This is a genomic window from Roseovarius gaetbuli, assembly GCF_900172365.1.
GTDB classification, from domain to species: domain Bacteria; phylum Pseudomonadota; class Alphaproteobacteria; order Rhodobacterales; family Rhodobacteraceae; genus Roseovarius; species Roseovarius gaetbuli.
Genome location: NZ_FWFJ01000005.1, coordinates 42,755 through 66,016, shown reverse-complemented (window position 1 = coordinate 66,016; position 23,262 = coordinate 42,755). Strand labels below are relative to the sequence as shown.

The 23,262-nt window shown below is 60.4% G+C and carries 21 protein-coding genes; 7 read left to right on the top strand and 14 right to left on the bottom strand.

The window, feature by feature from the left end; genetic code table 11:
* Positions 1 to 24 precede the first annotated feature (24 nt).
* The gene (gene yaaA / locus ROG8370_RS04180) at positions 25 to 789 is read left to right on the top strand and encodes a peroxide stress protein YaaA (RefSeq protein WP_085825822.1); all 765 of its coding nucleotides are present in this window, start codon (positions 25 to 27) and stop codon (positions 787 to 789) included.
* Here the strand turns inward: yaaA and ROG8370_RS04175 are convergent.
* The 5 genes from ROG8370_RS04175 to ROG8370_RS04155 all read right to left on the bottom strand — a co-directional run bounded on the left by ROG8370_RS04175 (position 774) and on the right by ROG8370_RS04155 (position 8,087).
* Positions 774 to 2,975 (bottom strand): response regulator, encoded by a 2,202-nt coding sequence (locus ROG8370_RS04175; RefSeq protein ID WP_085825821.1) that lies wholly within the window; start codon positions 2,973 to 2,975, stop codon positions 774 to 776. The two genes, yaaA and ROG8370_RS04175, sit on opposite strands and share 16 nt — an antisense overlap.
* A 108-nt stretch (positions 2,976 to 3,083) precedes the next feature.
* Positions 3,084 to 4,259 (bottom strand): acetyl-CoA C-acyltransferase family protein, encoded by a 1,176-nt coding sequence (locus tag ROG8370_RS04170; protein WP_085825820.1) that lies wholly within the window; start codon positions 4,257 to 4,259, stop codon positions 3,084 to 3,086.
* A 117-nt stretch (positions 4,260 to 4,376) separates the two neighbouring features.
* Positions 4,377 to 5,102, bottom strand: a complete 726-nt coding sequence (locus tag ROG8370_RS04165) for a metallophosphoesterase family protein (RefSeq protein WP_085825819.1) — start codon at positions 5,100 to 5,102, stop codon at positions 4,377 to 4,379.
* Positions 5,103 to 5,262: 160 nt separating this feature from the next.
* Positions 5,263 to 6,861, bottom strand: coding sequence for a phosphoglycerate dehydrogenase (gene serA, locus ROG8370_RS04160; RefSeq protein ID WP_085825818.1), 1,599 nt, complete (start codon positions 6,859 to 6,861; stop codon positions 5,263 to 5,265).
* A 68-nt stretch (positions 6,862 to 6,929) separates the two neighbouring features.
* A complete protein-coding gene (locus ROG8370_RS04155) occupies positions 6,930 to 8,087 on the bottom strand; it encodes a phosphoserine transaminase (protein ID WP_085825817.1) in 1,158 nt (385 codons plus the stop codon).
* Between the two features lie 160 nt (positions 8,088 to 8,247).
* Between ROG8370_RS04155 and serB the strand changes: the two genes are divergently transcribed.
* Positions 8,248 to 9,120, top strand: a complete 873-nt coding sequence (serB, locus tag ROG8370_RS04150) for a phosphoserine phosphatase SerB (protein ID WP_085825816.1) — start codon at positions 8,248 to 8,250, stop codon at positions 9,118 to 9,120.
* A gap of 8 nt (positions 9,121 to 9,128) precedes the next feature.
* Here serB and ROG8370_RS04145 read toward each other — a convergent pair whose 3' ends face one another.
* Positions 9,129 to 10,124, bottom strand: a complete 996-nt coding sequence (locus ROG8370_RS04145; protein ID WP_085825815.1) for an asparaginase — start codon at positions 10,122 to 10,124, stop codon at positions 9,129 to 9,131.
* Between the two features lie 189 nt (positions 10,125 to 10,313).
* On the opposite strand from ROG8370_RS04145, the gene ROG8370_RS04140 reads away from it, so the two are divergent.
* Positions 10,314 to 10,841, top strand: coding sequence for an invasion associated locus B family protein (locus tag ROG8370_RS04140; RefSeq protein ID WP_170925179.1), 528 nt, complete (start codon positions 10,314 to 10,316; stop codon positions 10,839 to 10,841).
* Positions 10,842 to 10,872: 31 nt separating this feature from the next.
* On the opposite strand, the gene ROG8370_RS04135 is transcribed toward ROG8370_RS04140, so the two are convergent.
* From ROG8370_RS04135 to ROG8370_RS04115, 5 genes are all read right to left on the bottom strand, one after another.
* The gene (locus tag ROG8370_RS04135) at positions 10,873 to 12,486 is read right to left on the bottom strand and encodes a phage tail sheath family protein (RefSeq protein ID WP_085825887.1); all 1,614 of its coding nucleotides are present in this window, start codon (positions 12,484 to 12,486) and stop codon (positions 10,873 to 10,875) included.
* Between the two features lie 84 nt (positions 12,487 to 12,570).
* Positions 12,571 to 14,208, bottom strand: coding sequence for a DUF4139 domain-containing protein (locus ROG8370_RS04130; RefSeq protein WP_085825814.1), 1,638 nt, complete (start codon positions 14,206 to 14,208; stop codon positions 12,571 to 12,573).
* A 205-nt stretch (positions 14,209 to 14,413) separates the two neighbouring features.
* A complete protein-coding gene (locus ROG8370_RS04125) occupies positions 14,414 to 15,436 on the bottom strand; it encodes an aspartate-semialdehyde dehydrogenase (RefSeq protein ID WP_085825813.1) in 1,023 nt (340 codons plus the stop codon).
* A 73-nt stretch (positions 15,437 to 15,509) separates the two neighbouring features.
* Positions 15,510 to 16,682 (bottom strand): MFS transporter, encoded by a 1,173-nt coding sequence (locus tag ROG8370_RS04120; RefSeq protein WP_085825812.1) that lies wholly within the window; start codon positions 16,680 to 16,682, stop codon positions 15,510 to 15,512.
* A gap of 25 nt (positions 16,683 to 16,707) precedes the next feature.
* Positions 16,708 to 17,637, bottom strand: coding sequence for a histone deacetylase family protein (locus ROG8370_RS04115; RefSeq protein ID WP_085825811.1), 930 nt, complete (start codon positions 17,635 to 17,637; stop codon positions 16,708 to 16,710).
* A 97-nt stretch (positions 17,638 to 17,734) separates the two neighbouring features.
* On the opposite strand from ROG8370_RS04115, the gene ROG8370_RS04110 reads away from it, so the two are divergent.
* The 3 genes from ROG8370_RS04110 (at position 17,735) to rlmH (ending at position 20,092) form a co-directional block, all read left to right on the top strand.
* On the top strand, positions 17,735 to 19,060 hold the full coding sequence (locus ROG8370_RS04110) for a mechanosensitive ion channel family protein (RefSeq protein ID WP_085825810.1): 1,326 nt from the start codon (positions 17,735 to 17,737) through the stop codon (positions 19,058 to 19,060).
* A 183-nt stretch (positions 19,061 to 19,243) separates the two neighbouring features.
* Positions 19,244 to 19,621: a ribosome silencing factor gene (gene rsfS / locus ROG8370_RS04105; protein ID WP_073197806.1), complete on the top strand. Its 378-nt coding sequence runs from the start codon at positions 19,244 to 19,246 to the stop codon at positions 19,619 to 19,621.
* The gene (gene rlmH / locus ROG8370_RS04100) at positions 19,622 to 20,092 is read left to right on the top strand and encodes a 23S rRNA (pseudouridine(1915)-N(3))-methyltransferase RlmH (protein ID WP_085825809.1); all 471 of its coding nucleotides are present in this window, start codon (positions 19,622 to 19,624) and stop codon (positions 20,090 to 20,092) included.
* A 21-nt stretch (positions 20,093 to 20,113) separates the two neighbouring features.
* Here the strand turns inward: rlmH and ROG8370_RS04095 are convergent, their stop codons facing one another.
* The 3 genes from ROG8370_RS04095 to ROG8370_RS04085 all read right to left on the bottom strand — a co-directional run bounded on the left by ROG8370_RS04095 (position 20,114) and on the right by ROG8370_RS04085 (position 22,184).
* On the bottom strand, positions 20,114 to 20,920 hold the full coding sequence (locus tag ROG8370_RS04095; protein WP_085825808.1) for a mechanosensitive ion channel family protein: 807 nt from the start codon (positions 20,918 to 20,920) through the stop codon (positions 20,114 to 20,116).
* A gap of 105 nt (positions 20,921 to 21,025) precedes the next feature.
* The gene (gene mscL / locus ROG8370_RS04090; RefSeq protein WP_085825807.1) at positions 21,026 to 21,445 is read right to left on the bottom strand and encodes a large conductance mechanosensitive channel protein MscL; all 420 of its coding nucleotides are present in this window, start codon (positions 21,443 to 21,445) and stop codon (positions 21,026 to 21,028) included.
* A 151-nt stretch (positions 21,446 to 21,596) separates the two neighbouring features.
* The gene (locus ROG8370_RS04085) at positions 21,597 to 22,184 is read right to left on the bottom strand and encodes a DUF1285 domain-containing protein (RefSeq protein WP_085825886.1); all 588 of its coding nucleotides are present in this window, start codon (positions 22,182 to 22,184) and stop codon (positions 21,597 to 21,599) included.
* A 69-nt stretch (positions 22,185 to 22,253) separates the two neighbouring features.
* On the opposite strand from ROG8370_RS04085, the gene ROG8370_RS04080 reads away from it, so the two are divergent.
* Positions 22,254 to 23,261, top strand: a complete 1,008-nt coding sequence (locus tag ROG8370_RS04080; RefSeq protein WP_085825806.1) for an AAA family ATPase — start codon at positions 22,254 to 22,256, stop codon at positions 23,259 to 23,261.
* The last annotated feature ends 1 nt before the right edge of the window (position 23,262 follow it).

The following is a 23,262-nucleotide window of genomic DNA, read 5'->3' as shown; positions in this document are numbered from 1 at the left end:
AAACGCTTGAAAAGGGATTTGCGCATGCTGGTTGTTGTCTCGCCCGCCAAGAAAATGGATATGGACCCGGTCGAGGGGATCACCCCCACGCGCCCAGCCTTTCAGGCAGAGGCCAATGAGCTTGCCGAGGTGGCGCGCGGGCTAAGCGTGGGCGATCTGCAAAAGCTTATGAAGATCAGCGAGAATTTGGCGCGGCTGAATTCCGACCGTTTTGGCAATTTCGGCAAGATGGACGAAAAGCCAGCCGCATTGGCCTTTGCCGGCGACACCTATCAGGGGCTTGAGGCGGGATCGCTTGATGCCGATGAAATGGCCTGGGCGCAGGATCATCTTCGGATTTTGTCGGGCCTTTACGGGGTGTTGCGCCCTCTGGACGCGATCCAGCCCTATCGCCTTGAAATGGGCAGCCGCTTGAAAACAGATCACGGTAAATCGCTTTATGACTATTGGGGCGACACCATTTCCAAGGCGCTGAATGCACAGGCAGAGGCCGTTGACAGCGACGTTCTGGTGAATTGCGCCAGTCAGGAATATTTCGGCGCGGTTGATCTCGCGGCGCTAAACCAACGGGTGATCACGCCGGTCTTCATGGAAGAAAAAGTCGGCACACCCAAGATCGTAAGCTTTTATGCCAAGCGCGCGCGCGGCGCGATGGCCCGCTTCATGATCCAGCACCGCCTAAGCGATCCCGAGGCCCTAAAGGATTTCGACAGCGGCGGATATCGCTATAACGCATGGCTATCCAAAGGCGACAACTGGGTGTTCCTGCGCGATTACCCCGAGGCCTGAATATCCTCGGCCACGCCCTCTGGCGGGCGCACGTCGGGCGGGCAGGCGTCGATGACATGGCCGATTATGGTGTCCTTGCGCAGGGGTTTGGTCATGTAATGATCAAGCCCGGCCGCCAAAATCCCAGTTTCATCGCCCTCCATCGCATGGGCGGTCATCGCCACGATCGGCACATGGCCGCCGGTTGCGGCCTCGATTTGGCGGATATGCTGGGTCGCCTCCTTGCCATCCATGCCGGGCATCGAGATGTCCATGAACACGATGTCGGGTTTGAAGGATTGAAAGAACGCCAGGGCCTCATGGCCGTTTTCTGCAAACTTCAGGTTGATATCCAAGGATTTGATCATCTTGGAAAACACAAGGCGGTTGGTCTTGTTGTCCTCGGCGGCCAATACCCGCATGGCGCGACCGGGGGTATCGTCAATCTCTGGCTCTTCGGGCAATTGCGGTCCTGGCACCTTGCCCGTCGCCAGTGCGGCAAGCGCGTGGAACAACTCGCGCCGGGGCACTGGTTTTTGCAAAACCGCCTGTAAATGCACCCGACCGGGATCCTGTTCCGCATAGCCGGTGTTGTGACTGAGCAGGACAATCGGCATGGCGTGCCCCGCCTCGCGCAATGCCTCTGCAAGCTCGATACCATCCATCCGGGGCATGTTGTGATCGGTGACCACCAGGTCGATGCCGGGGCCAATCTGTGCCAGGGCCTCTTCGCCGTTCTGGTAACAGACCGACTCGACCCCGAGAACTGCAAGCTGGCGCTCAAGGATCGAGCGGGTCACTTCCTGCGGCTCGACAATCATCGCGCGGCTCAACCCCTCGGGCAATTGCAGGCAATCGTCCTGTTCCGCCTCATCCACCGGCAGCGCGATGGAAAACCCGAAGGTCGAGCCTTTGCCATACTCGGATTCGACCCAGATCTTGCCATCCATCAGCCGAATCAGCTTTTGCGAGATGGCAAGACCAAGACCGGTGCCCTCGAACTTGCGGTTGCTTTCATCATCGACCTGATTGAATTCGCCAAAGATATGGTCGATCTTCTCGGCGGGAATGCCGATGCCGGTATCCTCAATCGTGATGTGAAGCGTGGCCTTTTCACCCTCGCCCGACGGCATGCCGGTGACGCGCATCAAGACATGCCCGGACTCGGTAAACTTGACAGCATTGCCCAGAAGGTTGGTCATGATCTGGCGGATGCGCCCCGGATCACCGACAAACCGCGTCGGCAGGAACATGTCGTAATCGACCAAAAGTTCGAGGCCCTTGTCGCGGGCATTGGCCTGAAGCAGGGTGATGAGCTCGTGAATACAGCGCTCAAGGTCAAACGGTTCTTCATGAAGAACAAGCTTTTCCGCCTCGATTTTCGAGTAATCCAAGACGTCGTTGATGATCACCAAAAGCGCCTCGCCGGAATGCTTGATCCTGCTGGCATAAAGGCGCTGCTCGTCGGTCAGGTCGGTATCGCCCAGCAATTCGGCCATGCCCACAACCCCATTCATCGGGGTGCGGATTTCATGGCTCATATTGGCGAGGAAGGATGATTTGGCCCGGTTGGCCGCCTCGGCCTTGCGGCGCGCCTCTTGAAGCTCTTTTTCATGGCGGATCGTATCGGTGATATTGAGTGCAAGGCTCACCATGTCACCACCGTGGCCGCGCTGATCAATCAGCTTGATATATTCACCGGACCAAAGCCGCACCACCTCGGGCTCCGGCGCGGTGGATTGCCACCGATCCAGCATCTTTTCGCGCCACGCTACCGGGGTCATGTCACCGATGTTCACGATCCCTTCTTCGGTGATGAATTGCAAAATCTCGATATAGCTGACGCCGGGTTCGACCGCCTCCAGCCCTTCAAACACCGCGAGATAGGCATGATTGGCGGCGATCATGCGGCTGTCATTGTCGAAAAAGGCAAACCCGTCCTGAATCGTCTCGATCGAATGCCACAGGCGGCGTTCGGCGATTTCAACCTTTTGATTGGCAACGTGAAGGTCGGATTTGACGCGCTGATTTTCATCACGAACCGTCTGAACCTGAGCACGGGTTTCGACAATCTCGTGGGACAGGGCGCGCGCGTGCTTGCCCAGCTTTCGGTTGGCGGATTGCAACTCCGCCTGTTTCTGTTCCAGCAGCCGTTCGGCGGCCAATCGGGCGCGCCGTTCCTCTGCCAGCTTATTGGCAAGGCTCATGCCTGTCCTCCGCCATGCCGGGATGTACCATCGTCACCATCCGACATCGTCGTGAAGAACTGCTTAAAGCCTTGCCAAAATCAGCAGATTATTGCCCGTGACGCTCGATCAGAGGCGCTCGATTGCGATGGCGATCCCCTGACCACCACCGATGCACATGGTGATGATGGCGCGTTTTCCGCCGGTGCGTTCAAGCTCGTAGAGCGCCTTGATGACAAGAATCGCGCCGGTGGCACCAACCGGATGGCCAAGCGCGATTGCGCCGCCATTCGGGTTTACACGCGCCGGATCAAGGCCAAGCCCCTTGTTGACTGCAAGCGCCTGCGCCGCGAAGGCCTCGTTTGATTCGACCAGATCGAAATCACCGACGCTCAACCCAGTCTTTTCAAGCAGCTTTTGTACTGCGGGGACCGGGCCAATGCCCATCACCTCGGGGCGCACACCGGCATGGGCATAGCCAAGGATACGCGCGCGCGGCTTGAGGCCTGCGGCCTCGGCCGCACTGGCGCGGGCAAGGACAATCGCCGCCGCGCCGTCGTTGATGCCGCTGGCATTGCCGGCCGTCACTGTGCCGTCTTTCTGGAACACGGTGCGCAGGCCGCCAAGCGCCTCGGCGGTGGTCGCCTTGGGGTGTTCATCGGTGTCAAAGGCAACCATGTCGCGCTTGACGCGCACCTCGACCGGAACGATCTGGGATTTAAAGCGCCCCTCGGCAATCGCGATGCCTGCGCGACGCTGGCTTTCAAGGGCAAAGGCATCCTGATCGGCGCGGCTGATGTCATGCTCGGCGGCAACGTTTTCCGCGGTCACACCCATATGGCCGGTGCCAAACGGACAGTTCAGCGCACCCAACATCATATCGCGTGTGGTCACATCGCCCATCTTGGCGCCCCAGCGTTGGTCGGGGATGATAAAGGGCGAACGCGACATGTTCTCGACACCGCCGGCAAGGGCGAAGTCCGCATCATTCAGCATCAGGGACTGAACCGCCGATACAATCGCCTGTGCGCCAGAGCCACAGAGACGGTTTACGTTCATCGCCGGGGCGCTGTCTGGAATGCCTGCCTCAATGGCGGCAACGCGGCTCACGTACATGTCGCGCGGTTCGGTGTTGATCACATGACCAAAGACCACATGCCCGATCTGTGCGCCCTCGACGCCCGAGCGCGCAAGCGCCTCTTTGGCAACAATCGCGCCAAGGGTTGTCGGCGGTGTGCCCGCAAGGGCCCCGCCAAATGTGCCAATTGCCGTGCGTGCGCCATCAAGAATTACGATATCAGTCATGTCTGTCCCTCGGTTTTAAGTTGTCACAACCTTAACGAGGTTACCCCGCCGCTGGCAATGCGGCTCTTTCGCCGTTTCGCACAGGGCAGACAGGTAAAACGCGACGCGCGAGCGGCTCTATTCGGCAGGCTTGAGTGGGATTCGTCCGGTGTCGGCCAAAAGCCAGCAGTCGCGGCCCTCAAAGACGGCGGGCCAAAGGCCGCGACCACGACCGGCGCCGCCATCAAGGTCAATCCGGTTGCCGAAATGGGTCGGCATATCAAGGGCGGTGTGGCCATGCACCAAAAGCCAGGGATACTCGCCCTCATAATCAAGAAAACCGTTTCTGATCCACATGAGATCATCCGGGTCCTGTTTCTCAAGCGGCACGCCAGGGAGGATGCCGGCATGGACAAACAAAAGATCGCCGACCAGATGGGTCAGCGGCAGGTTGGAAAGCCAGTCAATATGCGCGGCTGGAACAGCGGCGCGGGCCCCCTCAAGATTGAGGTCGGCTTCGGAACACACCACCCCGTAAGAGGCAAGCGTGGTGTCTCCGCCAAGGCGCGGATGCAGCCAGCTTAAGTCGGGTCGAAGGCGCGCGGGGTGAATATCGCCGCTTTCAATGAAATCTATGAACATCTGGTCATGATTGCCACGCAGCACGGTCCAGTTGCGCCCCGCTGCCTGACCCTGCATCACGCGGTCGATCACCGCGCGGCTATCGGGGCCGCGATCCACCAGATCGCCAAGGAATATGATTTCGGCATCGGGGCCGCCCTCGGCCTCGATCAGCGTCAATGCGGCTTCTAGAAGGGCATCCTGCCCATGAACGTCGGGGATGGTATAGATTGGATGTGTCATGGCGCACAAAAGCCCTGTCGCGTCCGAAATGTCCAGCAGGTTTTAGGGGGCGCTGCCCCCATCGCCGCAAAGCGACGATTCCCCCGGAGTATTTCTGGAATGATGAAAGTCACGGAGCGGAAAAACAGGCGCCACCCCGAAAGGCGGCGCCGTTTCGGGGTTAACCGACGTCGAAGTGCAGCTGGCGAATTTGCTGGAACTTGCCGGTTGCATTGAGCGCCTTGATGGCAGCCTCGGGCACGTCTGCATCAACATACAAAAGCGCGATTGCTTCGCCGCCCGCATCAGCGCGGCCAAGGGTAAAGTTGGCGATGTTGACGCCGTTTTCGCCCATGGTCTGGCCCAGAAGGCCGATGATGCCCGGCACGTCCTCGTTCGTGGTATAGAGCATGTGACGGCCGATTTCGGCGTCGATATTGATGCCCTTGATCTGGATGAACCGCGGCTTGCCATCGCTGAAGACCGTGCCGCCAATCGAGCGCTCGCGCTTGTCGGTCACCACCGTCACCTTGACATAGCCCTCGAAGGCGCCGGATTTATCCTGTTTGGTGGTGCTGATCTTGATGCCGCGTTCCTTGGCCACCACGGGCGCCGAGACCATGTTGACCTCGGGGTTGACCGATTTCATGATCCCCGCCACGGCGGCGGAATTGAGCGCGCCGAGATTCATTTCCGAGACGACACCGTCATAGAGGATGTTGATGGCCTTGATCGGCTCGTCGGTCATCTGGCCGATGAAATTGCCCAGGTGATCGGCAAGTTTGATCCAAGGCCCCATGACCTTGGCCTCTTCGGCCGTCACCGAAGGCATGTTGAGTGCGTTGGTCACGGCACCGGTCAAAAGGTAGTCCGACATTTGCTCGGCCACTTGCAGGGCAACGTTTTCCTGTGCTTCGGTGGTGGCGGCGCCAAGGTGCGGCGTGCAGACCACGTTGGGCAGGCCGAAAAGCGGGTTCTCGGTCGCGGGTTCGACCTTGAAGACGTCAAGGGCGGCACCGGCGACATGGCCGGATTTCAACAGATCGGCCAGCGCCTCTTCATCCACAAGACCACCACGGGCACAGTTGATGATGCGCACGCCTTTCTTGGTTTTCTCAAGGTTTTCGCGGCTCAGGATGTTGCGGGTCTGATCGGTGAGCGGCACATGCAACGTGATGAAATCGGCGCGCGTGAGCAGCTCATCAAGCTCTTCGACCTTTTCAACGCCCATCTTGTCGGCCTTGTCCTGGCTCAGGAAGGGATCATAGGCCACGACCTTCATCTTGAGGCCGCGGGCACGATCACAGACGATGCCGCCGATATTGCCGGCACCGATCACGCCTAGGGTTTTGCCGGTAAGCTCGACCCCCATGAACTTGGATTTCTCCCATTTGCCCGCATGGGTCGAGGCCGAGGCCTCTGGGATCTGGCGCGCCACGGCGAACATCATGGCGATGGCGTGTTCGGCGGTGGTGATCATGTTGCCAAACGGCGTGTTCATCACGATCACGCCCTTTTTGCTTGCTGCCTCTTTGTCGATGTTGTCGGTGCCGATCCCGGCGCGCGCGATCACCTTGAGGTTGGTGGCGTTTTCGAGAATTTTCTCGGTGACCTTGGTGGCCGAGCGGATGGCAAGACCATCATATTGGCCGATCACCTCGGCCAGTTTATCCTTGTCCTTGCCAAGATCGGGCTGGAAATCGACCTCGATGCCGCGATCGCGAAAGATTTGAACGGCGGTTTCGGACAGTTTGTCAGAGACGAGTACCTTGGGAGCCATGTTTAAGCGTCCTTTATGGAGAATGTCGGGGGAAGGTGCGCCATGAATGCGCACCCTACGCGATATTTTTAACCTGCCATCTCACGCAGAGCGGCGATTTCGGTCTGAAACGCCCATTCGATCCATGGCATCAGGGCCGCGACATCAGAGGTTTCCACCGTTCCACCGCACCAGATCCGAAGCCCGGCCGGCGCATCGCGGTAGGCCCCGACATCAAGGGCGACATTTTCGGCCTCAAGCCGTTTGGCGACGGCTTTGGCGAATGTGGCACCGTCGGTGATGCGGGCATCATTGAAGGTCAGGCAAACCGAGGTGTTTGACAGGGTGGCCGGATCATGGGCCAGAAAATCGACCCAGTCGTGCAGTTCCACAAAATCGGCCACGGCCTTGGTATTGGCGTTCGCACGGCCCATCAGCCCCTTGAGGCCGCCAACCGAGGCCGCCCAGTCAAGGGCGACGAGGTAATCCTCGACCGCAAGCATCGACGGGGTGTTGATGGTCTCGCCGACGAACACGCCCTCGATAAGCTTGCCACCCTTGGTCAGGCGGAAAATCTTGGGCAGGGGCCAGGCCGGGGTATAGCTTTCAAGCCGCTCAACCGCCCGCGGACTCAGGATAAGCATGCCATGTGCCGCCTCGCCGCCCAGCACTTTTTGCCAGCTGAAGGTGGTCACATCAAGCTTGTCCCAGGGCAGATCCTGCGCAAAGGCGGCCGATGTGGCATCACAAATGGTAAGGCCCTCGCGGTCGGGTTTGATCCAGTCGCCATTCGGCACGCGCACACCAGAGGTGGTGCCGTTCCAGGTAAAGACGACATCGTTGTCCGTATCGACACCGGCCAGATCGACAATCTCGCCATACTCGGCGGTCTTGATCGTCGCGTCGAGTTTAAGCTGTTTCACCACATCGGTGACCCAACCGGCGCCAAAGCTTTCCCAGGCGAGCATTTCAACCGGGCGGGCGCCCAGAAGGTTCCACATGGCCATTTCGACCGCGCCGGTATCCGAAGCGGGCACGATACCGATGCGGTAATCATCGGGGATGCCGAGGATGTCGCGTGTCCGCTCGATCGCGGCTTTCAGCTTGGCCTTGCCGACGGCGGCACGGTGGCTGCGGCCCAAGGGCGCATCGCTAAGCTTATCAAGCGAGAATGTGGGGATTTTGGCGCAGGGGCCAGAAGAGAAACGCGGATTAGCCGGCCGCGTTGCCGGAGTATCAATAGCCATGAATGCTACCCTTTCAGATAAGCGCCCCTCGTTGGGGAGGGGTGTCCCGCCTATCGCATTACGGCGCATCAGGGCCTTTCGCAAGTGCAGAAATGACGCTAGAACGCCGCTTGAATGAGAAAATGCGACCCGTCGCGACTACGATCGGAAACTTCGTTAAATGTTCATTGCCACGTTGATTGCGCCCAAGGGCGCGCTGGACCCTGCCCTTGTTCACGCCCTGCGCAATGCCTGGGGGGGCGGTGACGCGGTCTGGCTTGCGCCCGATGAGGCGGCGGAATTCGCGCTGGAGAAGGTGCCGGACAATCAGTGGGACGTGTGGGGTGATCTGCAAAAGGCGCGTGTCGACCTTGTGGTGCAACCCAAAACGGGGCGGCGCAAGAAGATGCTGCTGGCGGATATGGACAGCACGATGATTTGCCAGGAATGCATTGATGAGCTGGCCGAGGTCGCGGGCGTCGGCGCGCATGTCAAAGAAATCACCGCGCGGGCGATGAATGGCGAGCTTGATTTCGAGGGCGCGCTGATCGAACGAGTGGCCCTGCTCAAGGGGCTGGATGAGGGCGTGATCGCGCAAGTTCTTGAAAGCCGGATCACCTATATGCCCGGTGGCGCCCCCCTGCTGGCGACGATGAAAGCGCATGGGGCCTATTGCGCGCTGGTCTCTGGCGGTTTTACTGCCTTTACACAGGCGGTCGCCGCCACGCTCGGATTTGACGAAAATCGCGCCAACACGCTTTTAGTGGAACGCGGCGTTCTGATGGGTGATGTGGCGCGGCCTATCTTGGGGCGCGAGGCCAAAATACAGGCTCTGGAAGAGATCAGTACGCGGCTTGGGCTTGCCGAAACCGATGTGATCGCGGTCGGTGACGGGGCCAACGATCTTGGCATGCTGGGGCGGGCCGGATCCGGCGTTGCGCTTCATGCCAAGCCAAGCGTCGCCGCAGAGTGTGACATCCGCATCAATCACGGCGACCTGACGGCGCTGCTCTATCTACAGGGCTACGCGCAGGATGAATTCGTGGGCGGATGAGCGGCGGATCAGACCAGCGTGGCGGCAGGTTTGATCATTCCGGTCTCGATTCCGCGCCGGTTGAGAATCGGCGCGTTCATGAATTTGCGGGTGGCCGGGTGATCCGCATCGAGCACACCCAACCTGACCAGCAGCGCCGCAATCGTACATTCCGCGCCGCGCGTGGTGCCATCCGTGATCTTGAGCGCGACACCCATCTTTCGGTTTGGCAGAATGGCGATGAAAAAGGCCTCGGCCCCGGTCTTGAGCGCCACAGGTTCTTTACAGGCGCGCATCAGCTCGGTGCAGGCGCGCCCCTCACCCGCCACAAGTTCGGGATGCGCGACCATGGCCTGCCAAAGCTGGACAGCGGCGGTTTGATTGGAATCGACACCCTCCCGAGCCCCGGCAAACCACGCCATCGCACGCGCCATCCCGTGCAGGCTTGAGGCATGGTTGGGCGCCGAACATCCGTCGATTCCGTAAAACGGCGAGGTCTCGCCGGTTACCGTTTCAAATGCATCCAAAACCGCCTTTTGCGCCGGATGATCGGGGTCAATATATTCGGCGCTGCCGCCAAGGTGACGGTTCAGCGTCAGGAAGCCCGCATGTTTGCCCGAGCAGTTGTTGTGCACCTGACAGGGCGACGTGTCAGAACACAGCAGCGCCTTGTGGGCCACCTTGTCATCCGGGTCTTGTGGCCCGCAGCGCAAATCATCATCGCTCAGCCCAAGATCGGCCAGCCAGCGATTGACGCGCTCGGTGTGAATGGCCGCCCCGTTGTGCGACGCGCATGCCAGCGCAAGCTGCTCTGAGGTAAGGCCATGGACCCTGGCCGCGCCACTTGTGACCAACGGCAGCGCCTGAATCATCTTGGACGAACTGCGCGGCAGAATGGTTGTGGCGGGATCGCCCCAAGCCTCGATAATCTCACCACCCGAGGCGCAAATCACCGCGTGACCGAGGTGCACGCTTTCGGCCATCGGGCCGCGCCAGATTTCGGTCATGGGAACAGGCTGGGTCATTGGGACCTCCGATAAGTGTGGCTCACAGGCGCGTGTGCGAAAATCCGCCAATTGCGTCTTTCACTTCTCGCCTGTTTCAGGCTAATGTTGCAATGTCGAGACGGGACTGGTCGCACATAAAAAGAATTCCGTAAAGGGATAGGCGCGACCTCTAAAATTGAGGCTTAGGACAGCTTGGAGGCTGGACAGATGGTATCACGATTTGCACGCGGCGTGGCCGTGGCATTGGCCGCGATGGTGGCAACGGGCGCAACCGCGCAGGAAACAAGCACCAATCAGGTGGCGGCCAAGACCGCATGGAGCGTGTTTGAAGACGGCGACCCGCGCGAATGCTGGGCGGTGTCGGCCCCGACCGAAACGGTGAACACCAAGGATGGTCGCGTCGTCGCCGTGCGCCGTGGTGACATTCTTTTGATGACGTTCTTTCGCCCCGGCGCGGGCGTTCAGGGCCAGATCACCTTTACCGGCGGCTATCCCTTTGCCGGCGGCTCGACCGTCAACATGAATATCGGCGGTTCCGAGTTCGAATTGTTCACCGAGGGCGAATGGGCCTGGCCCGCAAGCACCAGCGATGACGCCAAGATTCTGGCGGCGATGAAGCGCGGCGCAGAGGCCGTCCTTAGCGCGCGCTCGTCGCGCGGCACGATCACCAAGGATTCTTTTTCTCTGTCGGGCTATACGGCAGCGGTCGAAGAGGCCGAAAAGCGCTGTAAGTAGGCGGCGGACCGACGGCCCGGAAAACGGGCCGTCAGGATGTCTGCATCTGCTGGTGAAACGTGATGTAGATAAATTCGGCAGGGCGGGTAACAGCGACCAGAACCGTGACCCGCAGGGTGCCTTCGATTATATCCTCAGGCGTCATGGTTTCCCCAAGACCAACCTGAACGCCAAAGGCCTCGTTGGGCACCGCCCCGGCAAGACCGCCCTGCTTCCAGACGCCTGTCAGAAAGTTTTCGATCATCGCGCGGATCGTAACCCATGTGCTGGCATTGTTGGCTTCAAAGACATAGGCCTCGACGGCAAGCCGGATGGATTGCTCGATCATGATCATGGCGCGACGCACCGGGATATAGCGCCAGTCAAGCGAGTTGCCATCAAGCGTTCGCGCGCCCCAGACAAGCGTGCCTTCGCCCATGAAAGAGCGGATCGCGTTGATGGATTTGCCGGTGGTGGGGACGTTGAGGTTTTGCTGCTGGCCATCGTTGATCGTAACGGTTGGTGAGGTGACGGCATTGACCGAAACATTGGCAGGCGCCTTCCAGACGCCACGCGAATTGTCGACCATGGTATAAATCCCGGCCAAGGCGGCGGCAGGAGGCAAGGTATTCATCGCGGCGGCTATGGCGCGGGTGATTTCCACATAGGTCGGAAAAGTAGCGCGAAGGCTTTTATCAAGTGTCTTCTGGCGCATCTCGCGTTTGTCGGTTTGCAAATTGTCCTGCATGTCCAAACCTGGCGCGGCCTGATCCTCGTCGGGCGCCGTGATTGCAAGACTGCCCGACTGACCCGGCGCGCCTATCTTGTTGATTTCCTCGGCAAGAGATGCGTTGCCGCTAGCCTCTGCGCTCAAGAGCCTGCGCAGCTCTGCGTGGCTCGCGGGAGTGATGTTTTCAAAAGTGAAATCGCGGTCTTGGAAGATGGTCGTGTTGAGCCAGGGATAATAGGCCGCGCCGAAACTGAGAGAGGTGTGACCGATATCATTGCGAAAGGTCGCGACAGGATCCCCAAGCACACTGTTCTGCGGCAGGTGGCCGGAAGAGATATCGAGGATGGCAAAGCGGTTGCGCATTCTTTCGCCACAGTGATCAAGCATCGCCTGAAGCACCCGTTTCGCATCGGCCCGCGACAGGCGGGTGGTTTCGGGGATTACCAAAAGCGTCGGCTCGGGTTCTTTTTCAAGGCCGGTGATGGCGGCGATCATTTTGTCGGCATCAAAGGGATCATCATAGCCACCGATTGAGGTGACATAACAGGGCCCGCCTCCGTTCTCGAAAAAGAGACGCAAGGCGCCATAAAGGCAATAGGCCGGGTTGCTCTGGATCAGGTCTTGCGTGGAAGAAATTGGAATAGGCGGCAAGGCGGGAGCGCTATCAGCACCCGCGTCGCTCAGCGGTGAAGGGTTGGGCAGCGCCGCTGTTGGCTTGATCTCAAAAAGCGGCGTCGGGGCACTGCCGAACACCGCTTGAAACTCGGCCAGCGAGGTGAGGCGCGTCGGGGTGTCACGCAAAGACCCGCTGCCATTCATTGCCGTTTCCGTGTGCCCGATAAAGGCGGGCACAGCGGTGGCGACCTCAACCACGGAATTGGGAAAGGCGCTCGTCTCGACAATGTAAACGCCGGGCGTTTTATACTGACTGGCCATTGTGACATCCGATTCTTGCGAAAAAGCTGACATTCTGAAAACAGGGCTCTGCGGCGACGCAATAACTGCCGCCGCAGGGGTATCTTAGCGCAAAACCTTGCCGTCGGGCCATTCGAGCGCGTGGGTAAGGGTAATCTCTTGCGTCTGGCCGGCGGGCAGGGTGACATCCCAGGCCAGAATGCCGCGTTTGCCATCCACGTCACGCTCGCTCGGTTGGGGCTTGGCCGACCATGTGATCTCAAGGTCTTCCTGATCCGATTGCGGCACACGGTCCAGAATGCGCAGCGGCCAGGCCGTATCGGTCAGGTTTTCCACGCTGATCTCGACCGTTTCGCTCATCTCGTTGGATTTCGAGATGATCCCGCGATCCCCCTCATTGCGATCCCGCACAATCCGCTTGAGGCGCAGGCCCTCAATGGCGCCAAAGGCCCAATCCACCTTGCCTCCCGCCGGAACAAGATCAATCCAGCGTTGCCCGACATAGCGGCCATCAAGATAAAACCGCGCCTCTGACGTGGGCAGGATCAGTTCACCGGTGTCATTGGTCATGCGCCCCATGACAAAGGCGGTCTGATCAACCATCGGCACGGCCTGCGCCACCACATCGGCGGTCATGCCAAGGGTGCCAAGCGACAGGCGCACGCGATCCGCGCCGGTGCTGACCGAAACCGGCGCGGGGTAGGTATAGGTGACTGACAGGCCGTCAAACTGGGCATCCGCCTCGATGCGCGCGGGGGCGGGCGCATCCATCATCGGTTCGGCCATCTGCATCAGGGCGCCCTCGGCGCTTTCAAGCTGGCGCGATTTGGGGCGAATTTCGTTCGGGTCCTCGATGCGCGGAATCCAGGGCCATATCTGGCCGGGTTCGGTCTGGGCCGAGGGGCGAAGCGTGGACAGGGTAAGCGCCACATCGCGCCAGTTCTCGCCGGTGTATTGATGCACAAATGCGCCGCGCTCCAGCCGAAGCTTGCCGGTGTCGCGTGTCAAATGCAGGTCATAAAGTGGCTGCCATCCGGCATCGCTGATCGAGTAGGTCACGCTCAGCGTGCCGGTCGTCGGTTGATCCGAGGCAACCGCAACGGCAAGCATTGCGCGCGCCGTGTCTTCGGGGACCAGCGCGGCAAGGGCCTGTTGCGCATCCTCGAGCGCCTTGATCTGATCCTTGAGGCCCCGTTCGGCGGTGTCGGCGCGGCGGGTGGCCTCGGCGGCGGCCAATTGTGCGGCGAGGGTTTCGGCACCAATCATCGCCGAGAGATCGCGCAGCGCCTCAACCCCAAGCGCTGCCACGCCATCGCCCCGGCCAATCTCGGCGAGAAAGGCGATCCGGGCACGGGCGGCATCCGCCTCCAGCGCGATATCCTCGACACCGGCGCGGGCCGCTCGCAGCGCATCCTCCAACCGCTCGACCCTGGCGCGGGCCGCGATCAGGGCGGGCGATTCGGTTGTGTCACGCGGCGGCACATAATCGTTGCGGGTGGTGACCCCGCCCATTTGCGCGCCCGTGACGGCGACCCGGACCGCGGCCAGCGGTGTGTTTTGCGGCAGATCGGCAAGGATCAGGTCATGCTGGCCTTCGGGGATGGAAAATGGCACCTGCCGGATGACGGTCGCGCCCTGCGGATAAAGGGTCACGGCGCTGACCCGACTGTTAAGGGCGATCTCTTCGGCATGTAGCGCCGGGGCGAAAAGGACAAACGGAAGGACAAAGGACAGCGCGCGCATGGGGATCACTCCTGTAAACATGTGAGGATCATCCCGCTGGCGCGGGGCAAGTGCAAGCACAGGCTGGCCATTCGCGCGGATTTACGCCTTGTTTACCAAGATGCCCCTTCATCCAAGCCATCGCGCGCCGTGCATCGAATATGAAAACGGGCGCACCCGAAGATGCGCCCGATGATGTTGGGATAGAGGGGTTTCGAAACGGCGATTAGCCCTTTTTCAGCACCCGCTGGCCCAGTGTCTCGGCGATCTGCACCGCGTTCAGCGCCGCGCCCTTGCGCAGATTGTCACTGACGCACCACAGGTTGATGCCGTTATCAATCGTCGGGTCCTGACGGATGCGGCTGATGAAGGTGGCGAAATCGCCGACGCATTCGATCGGCGTGACATAGCCACCGTCTTCGCGCTTGTCGATCACCATGATGCCCGGCGCCTCGCGCAGGATATCGCGGGCCTCGGCCTCGTCGAGGTGATCTTCGAATTCGATGTTGATCGCCTCGGAATGGCCGACAAACACCGGCACGCGCACACAGGTGGCGGTCACCTTGATCGAGGGATCGACGATTTTCTTCGTCTCGGCGACCATTTTCCATTCTTCTTTGGTCTGGCCGTCCTCAAGGAAGACGTCGATATGCGGAATCACGTTGAACGCGATCTGCTTGGTGAATTTGCGCGGCGGTTTGCTGTCGGTCGGGTTGTAGATCGACTTGGTCTGATCCCAGAGCTCATCAATGCCCTCTTTGCCCGACCCTGAAACCGACTGATAGGTCGAGACGACAACACGCTTGATGCGTGCACGGTCATGCAGCGGCTTGAGCGCCACGACCATCTGTGCGGTCGAACAGTTGGGGTTGGCGATGATGTTCTTCTTGGCATAGCCCAGAACCGCCTCGGGGTTCACTTCCGGAACCACCAGCGGCACGTCGGGATCATAGCGATAAAGCGACGAGTTATCGATCACGATACAGCCGGATTTCGCCGCCTTGGGCGCATAGATCTTGGTCGCGTCCGAGCCGATGGCGAACAGGGCAATATCCCAGCCGGTGAAATCAAAGGTGTCCAGATCCTTGGTTTTCAAAGTTCGGTCGCCAAAGCTGATTTCGGTACCGAGAGACTTGCGGCTGGCAAGGGCCACGATCTCATCAACAGGAAACTGGCGCTCGGCCAGAATGTTCAGCATTTCGCGGCCCACATTGCCCGTGGCACCGACGACGGCGATTTTGTAACCCATTTTGATCAATCTCCAGGTTCGGGGTTGCCGGGGGGTCTTATCGTGTCTGTGCAGAAGGTGAAAGGGGGCGGTTTCAGTCCATACTGTCGCGGCTGAAGAGGTAGATCGCCAAACCAAGCAGCAATGAAACCGCAAACAACAGGAAGATCGCCGTATAGCCCGCAAGCGCGCCACTGGCCGAGGCGGCGCTGTGCAAGGGACCAGAGGCGAATTGCGCCACGCCCACGCCGCCGATGCCAAACAGGTTCAAAAGGGTCACGCCACGCCCCGCAAGGTGGGGCGGGAAAAACGCCCGGCCATGGGCGATGATCACCGGAAAGGAAGCGCCGAAAAAGCCGACGACCGCCAGCATTGCAATCGACAGCGCCAGATTGTGATCGGGCAGCGCAACCATCACCAAAAGCGCGAGCGCGCTGATCGCGTTGCCGGCAAAGATCACCCATTTGCGAGTTTTGAAGATGCGATCAAGCGGGCCATAACACAGCGTTCCGGCGATCATCGCCACACCCATGACAAAGGTCGCCTGCCCCACCTGCCCGGTATCAAGCGCGAACACATCGCGCAAATATGGCCCCGCCCAAAGCCCGCGCAACGCGGCAGAGGGCACATAAGCCACGAACATCAGCGGCATGATTGCCCAAAGCACCGGCATCTTCAGCAGGTCCAGAACCGAGCCACGGGTATCGCCGGTCAGGGCCTCGGGATCGCGTACAAGCGCCAGAATACCAACCGCCACGACGCCCGACACCCCCGCCAGCACCAACAGGGCCGCCCGCCAGCCAAGCGTTTCGGCGGCCCAGGCCATCGGGTAAGAGGCAACCAGATTGCCGATTGATCCGACCCCAAGCATCAACGCCGCAAGGGTGGCGAATTTGGCAGGCGGAAACTGGCGCGCGAAAATGTAATAGGACGCCATCAAGACCGGCGAGCACCCGACCCCGATCAACAGCATCGCCACGGCGATGTGCAGCGGGCTTGTGGCCATGGCAAACAGCGCGGCGCCCCCGGCCCCGCCAATCAGCAAAAGCACCGCCGAGGTGCGCCGTGGCCCGACCCGGTCAAGCGCCCAACCTACGGGCACCTGCATCACTGCGAAGGCCAGGAACCAAAGCCCCGAGGCAAAGGCAAGATCATCCGGCGTCGCGCCGATGTCACGCTCAAGAACACCGCTCAGAACCGCAAGAAAGGCGCGAAAAAACTGACTTAGCACATAGGCCAGACAGAGCAGGGCAAGACCGGCACGCATGAGCGTTATCCTTGAACAGGGAAAATCAGGCCGCGCCGCGCGCGATCAACACGTCAACATGCGCCGCCGCGCTTTGGGCCAGCGCCATCAGGTTATAGCCACCTTCAAGACAAGACACGACCCGCCCGCCACACAGATCATCCGCCAGATCGCAAAGCCGCCCGGTGACCCAGGCAAAGTCATCCTCGGTCAGGCGCAGATCGGCAAGCGGGTCGTCGCGATGCGCGTCAAAACCGGCTGAGATCAGCAACAGATCTGGTTTAAAGGCGGTGACGGCGGGAAAGACCTTGTCCTCATAGATCTTACGAAAGCCCTCGCCGCCGGTGCCCGGCGCAAGCGGCAGGTTGAGGATGGTGTCATGCGGGCCGGTATCATCGGCGGTGCCGGTGCCGGGCCAAAGCGGAAACTGGTGCGAGGACACGAAAAGCGCGCGCGCGTCATCCTCAAGCAGGTCCTGCGTGCCGTTGCCGTGATGCACGTCGAAATCGACAATCGCCACGCGCGACAGCCCGTGATGATCCAGCGCATGTTTTGCCGCCACGGCGATATTGCCGAACAGACAGAACCCCATGGTGGTTTCGCGCTCGGCGTGGTGGCCCGGCGGGCGGGTGGCGACAAAGGCATTCTGCGCCTCGCCCGAGATCACAAGATCAACCGCGCGCACCGCACCGCCCGCCGCACGATGCGCCGCGGCCAATGTGCCCGGCGACATATAGGTATCGGCGTCAAGCTGTATGATCCCCTCTTTGGGGGCTGCGGCGCGGATGGTCTCGATATGACTATGGGGATGCACCCGCAACAGGTCGTCTTCGGCCACCAACGGGGCGGTGACGCGGCGCAACTCCTTGCCCTCAAGCGCGGCCAGAACATGCTCTAGCCGAGCAATCTGTTCAGGGTGGCCTTCGGGCGTTTCATGGCCAAGGCAATCGGGGTGGGTAATCAGGGCTGTTGTCATCGCACCTCTCCGTTTCGGCCCTGAAAAGAGCCTGAATTGCGGGGCTTGTCCAGTGCGGGCTTGTGAGGCGGCGTGGCGCGTGCCAATCTGCTATGTAATGGAAGGCGATACCATCACCATCACGCAGGAAATTGCGCTTGGCCTCTGGGCTCAGGCACAGCTTTTCCTGACAGGGCTTATGCGGCCCTGGAACGCCTATCAGGTGGGGATCGCAGTATTACTCTTCATCGCCGCGCACGTCATGGCGCAAGTTTTCGGCCCGATGGCGCGCGAATGGATGCGCACCCGCGAAGGCTGGCCGAAATGGCGAATGCGCCTTCTGGTGATGCTGCACCGCCGCCTTCGGCTTATCTTTTTCGTCCTGATGATCTGGCCGCTGGTCTGGGCCATGCGCGAAGTCACCTGGCCAAGCCGCTCCTATATCCTGGCCGCAGTTGGCAATCTGGCCTTTGCCTGGCTTGTGATCGCGATTGCCACCCGGTTGATTGCCAATAATTTCCTACGCTCAATGGTGCGCTACGCGGGGTGGACATGGGTCACGCTCAGCATCCTGAAACTTACCGACGAGGCGCAGGCCATTCTTGACAGTGCCGCCTTCGAGGTAGGCGAAACGCGGCTGTCGCTCTGGCTATTGGTGCAGGCGGTGATCGTGATCGGCGTCCTGTTTACAATGGCGCGTTTCACCTCGACCGCCACCGCCGCGCAGGTGCGCAAAAACAACGATATTTCGCCCTCGATGCAGGTGCTTGTCGTCAAGTTCATGCAGGTTCTGCTTTATGGCGCCGCGTTCTTTATCGGGCTGCGCACCGTCGGGGTGGACCTGACCGGGCTTGCCGTGCTGTCGGGTGCCATCGGTGTCGGCCTTGGCTTTGGCCTGCAAAAGGTGGTGTCGAACCTTGTCTCGGGGATCATCATCCTGCTCGACAAGTCGATCAAACCCGGTGATGTCATCAGCCTTGGCGAGACCTTTGGCTGGATCAACAGCCTTGGCGCGCGCTATGTCTCGATCACCACCCGCGACGGGCGCGAGTACCTGATCCCGAATGAGGACCTGATCACCGGGCAGGTGGTGAACTGGTCGCATTCCAACGATTTCGTGCGCCTCGATATCTATTTTGGCACCGCTTACGGCGATGACCCGCACCTTGTGCGCAAGATCGCGATCGAGGCGGCAAATGGTGTCGAGCGCGTTCTAAGCAGCAAGCCGGCGGTCTGTCATATCGTGGGTTTCGGCGACAGCAGCGTCGATTACATCCTGCGATTCTGGATTCGCGACCCGACCGGCGGGCTTACGAATATCCGCGGCAATGTCTATCTGGCGCTCTGGGATGCGTTTCAGGAGCATGGCATTTCCATCCCCTTCCCACAGCGCGAGGTGCGAATGTTGGGCGATACCGGCGTGGAATTGCCACAGGACGGGTAAATTTGCAGCAGTTTGCGGGGCGCACAGCACTCTGGGGGTTGCCGTTCATTGAAAAATCATCTTTGGATTGCTACTTTGTAACCATAGCCCGGCACCGGGGTTTTGCGGTGTGCAGCAAAGGAGGACTATGTCCTGTCTTTTACGACCTATGCGGCCGAGGCCGCTCAACAGGGGGCGCTTGCCATGGTGCCTGCCATGACCGCTGACAGCGAAACGCAGCTTGCGGCGATTCTTTCCTCACTTTCCGACGACAAGGCCGAAGATATCGTGCAGATCGACCTGCGCGGCAAAACGGCGATCGGCGACTATATGATCGTGTGCTCGGGGCGTTCGTCCCGTCAGGTGGCGGCAATTGCCGAAAAGCTGACGGATCGCCTCAAGCAGGATTTCGGCATTCTGTCGCGGATGGAAGGCAAGGGAACCGGCGATTGGGTACTGATCGACACAGGCGATGTGATCGTTCACGTGTTCCGCCCCGAAGTGCGTGAATTCTATCAGCTTGAGAAAATGTGGCTGCCCACCGGACAAACCCCGGAGCAGACGGCAGATTCTCAGGTCTGAATGCGGATTCATATTTGCGCGGTGGGCCGGTTGCGTACCGGCCCGGAACGCGCGCTTATCGACGACTACCTGACCCGGTTTGATCGCACGGGCCGCGCCCTTGGACTTGGCCCCGCGCAATTGCTTGAGGTCGAGGATAAAAAGGGCGGCGGCATGGCTGCCGAGGCCGCCCTTTTGGAACGGGTCATCCCCAAAGCATCGGTGATTGTGGCGCTCGACGAGCGCGGCAAATTGCAGAGCTCGCCCGAGTTTGCCGACCAGATTGGCGCTTGGCGCGACGGCGGGCGCGGCGACGTTGCCTTTGTGATCGGTGGTGCCGATGGCATTGCCCCCGAGCTGCGCGGGCGCGCCGATTTCAAGCTGTCGTTCGGGCGCATGGTCTGGCCGCATATGCTCGCGCGGGTGATGCTGAGCGAACAGCTTTACCGCGCGGCCTCAATCCTGGCGGGCAGCCCCTATCACAGGGTCTGAGACTGCCCGACAAGCGTTTGATTAGCCCGCCTTTTGAACTTCGACCTGATGCGGATAGGGGATCGAGACACCGTTCTTGTCGAAGGCCTCTTTCACCGATTTGGTCATATCGAATTTCAAACCCCAGTAATCGGCCGCATCACACCAAAGCCGCACCCCAAGATCGACACTGCTGTCGCCAAGGTTCACCACCCGCACCCAAGGCTCGGGGTCGGCATGAACGCGGGGGTCGGCATTTGCCAGATCAAGGATGATCTGCATGGCGTGATCGGCATCATCGCCGTAATCAATCCCGAACCCAAAATCACAGCGCCGCTTGGGATGATGCGAGAAATTGCGGATCACTGCGCCCCAGGCCTGACCGTTGGGCAGGATGATCTGCACGTTATCCGGCGTCGCAAGTTCGGTGAAAAACAGGTTGAGATCAACCACGGTCCCGGATGTGCCGCCGATTTCAACGTATTGGCCCAACTTGTAGGGCCGAAACAGCACCAGCATGAACCCCGCCGCAAGATCAGAAAGCGTGCCCTGCAACGCCAGACCAATGGCCAGCGTCGCCGCGCCCATGACCGCCACAAGGCTGGTTGCCTGAATGCCGAAGATGCCAAGAACCGCGACAAGCACCATCGCCAGAATGACCCATTTCACGATCGAGGCGGCGAAATTGCCGATGGTTTTGTCGATGCGCGGGCTGGCATTCACGCGGCGGCGCACCATGCCGCTAATGATCCCTGCCGCCATCCAGCCAAAGACCAGAACCGCGAGGGCCTTGCCCGCGCTGAGGAGCATCGGGCCGTACCCGCTTAGTTGTGCGATGATGTCTTGCATTGCTGCATTTCCTTTCTGGTCTTGATCGCGCGAGGCCCGCAGGCCTTACGCCGGACATGAAAAAGGGCCCGCTGGATCGCGGACCCTTTCGCCATAAGCCGTGGCTTACTTGTTCTTCAGAGAATCGCGGATTTCGATCAGGATGTCCAGTTCGGATGGGCCGGGATCGGCGGCAGGCGCCTCTTCGACTTCGGCCTCGGGCTTGGCGCGATTGACGGCCTTGACCAGCATGAACACCACCCATGCGATGATCAAAAAGTTGATCACGGCCATGATAAAGCGACCATAGGCAAAGACGGCAGCGCCGGCTTCTTCTGCGGCGGCAATAGAGGCGTATTCACCCGAGCCAAGAAGCACATAAAGCCCCGAGAAATCGACCCCGCCCAGAAACAGGCTGATGATCGGGTTGATAAGATCGGACACAAGCGAGCCGACAATCGCGGTAAAGGCCGCGCCGATGATAATACCGACCGCCATATCCATCACATTGCCCTTGGCAATGAAATCCTTGAACTCTTGAAGCATCTTCGTCCCTTTTTACACTGTCTGACGGCGGATCATCCTGCCCGCTCGCGCAAGTGCAATAGCACAAGTTGCGCAAAGACGTGCCTGAAAATGCCGCTTTTTACCGGGAAAGCGTGGCGTGATTTCCCCCCAGAATGCGGTCGGTGCAGGCCTAGTCGCGGGGCAATTCATCCGACGGGATCACGCCAAAAAACGCACCGCCCGACCAGAGCCCGAACCAGCCCTCGTGATCTGTGCCGATATCAACCAGCCGGTAAAAGCTTTTGCGATCAATCAAAGCCTCAAGGTTGGCGCGCACAAGGACATAGGGCGACGGCTCGCCTGTTTCGGGGTCGCGGGTGACGCGAATGGGATGATCGGGGCCAGCGGTCACATGATCGCCGACGTTGGTTTCAAAGCGTAATTCCTGGGCCTCGCCCGCGCCCGCGACCTCGAAATCAACCGCCACAAACGGCGCGTCATCGACGGTGATGCCAACCTTTTCCACCGGGGTGACAAGGAAATAATCGTCGCCGTCACGCCGAAGGATGGTGGAAAACAGCCGTACCAATTCGGGCCGCCCGATCGGGGTACCAAGGTAGAACCACGTGCCATCACGGGCGATTCGCATATCAAGGTCGCCACAAAACGGCGGGTTCCAAAGGTGAACCGGCGGAAGGCCGCGCCCTTTGGCCTTGGCGGCCCTGGCAGAGGCGGCAATTCCTTCGGCTGACGGCGACGTGATGGATTCTTTGCTCATTGCTTTTGCCATTTCTGTCTAGCGCTATACACTCTACCGTTAGGATATAGTCCAAACAGGAGTTTTGCCATGACCGATGACACTGACCTTCTTGCTGGTCTTGAGGCGCTTGAAGGCAAGCTTGCACAGGCACGGGCCTCGATCACGCGGCGTTTTATCGGTCAGGAACAGGTGGTTGATCTGGCTCTCTCGGCGCTGTTGTGCGGCGGGCACGGGTTGTTGATCGGCCTGCCGGGGCTTGGCAAGACGCGGCTTGTGGAAACCCTTGGCACGGTCATGGGCCTCAATACCAACCGGGTTCAGTTCACCCCTGACCTGATGCCGGCCGATATTCTTGGCAGCGAAGTGCTTGAAACCGCCAGCGACGGCAGCCGGGCGTTCAAGTTCATCGAAGGGCCGATTTTTTGTCAGCTTCTGATGGCCGATGAGATCAACCGCGCCAGCCCGCGCACCCAATCCGCCCTTTTGCAGGCGATGCAGGAACGCCAGGTGACCGTCGCCGGGGCCAACCGCCCGCTTGAGCCGCCGTTTCACGTGCTCGCGACGCAAAACCCGATTGAACAGGAGGGCACCTATCCCCTCCCCGAGGCCCAGCTTGACCGCTTTCTGGTCCAGATCGAGGTGCCCTATCCCGACCGCGACACCGAGCGCGCGATTTTGCTCGCCACCACGGGTGCCGCCGAGGAAGAGGCGCATGCCGTCTTTACGCCCGCCGATCTTATTGAAGCGCAACAGATGCTGCGCCGGATGCCCGTCGGCGAGGCGGTGATGGAGGCGATCCTTGATCTTGTGCGTGCCTGTCGCCCGGATGATCCAAGCGCCAGCGAAGTGGTGCGCGACACCGTCGCCTGGGGCCCGGGGCCGCGCGCCGCGCAGGCGCTTATGCTGACGGTGCGGGCGCGTGCGATGCTTCAGGGGCGGCTTGCGCCCGATGCGGGCGATGTGGCCGCGATGGCGCAACCGGTGCTCGGTCACCGCATGGCGCTTAACTTTGCCGCAAGGGCGCGGGGCGATGACCTTAGCGCACTGATTGCGCGCACGGTTGCTGACGTGGCGCAGGTCAAGGTCGCCGCCTAGG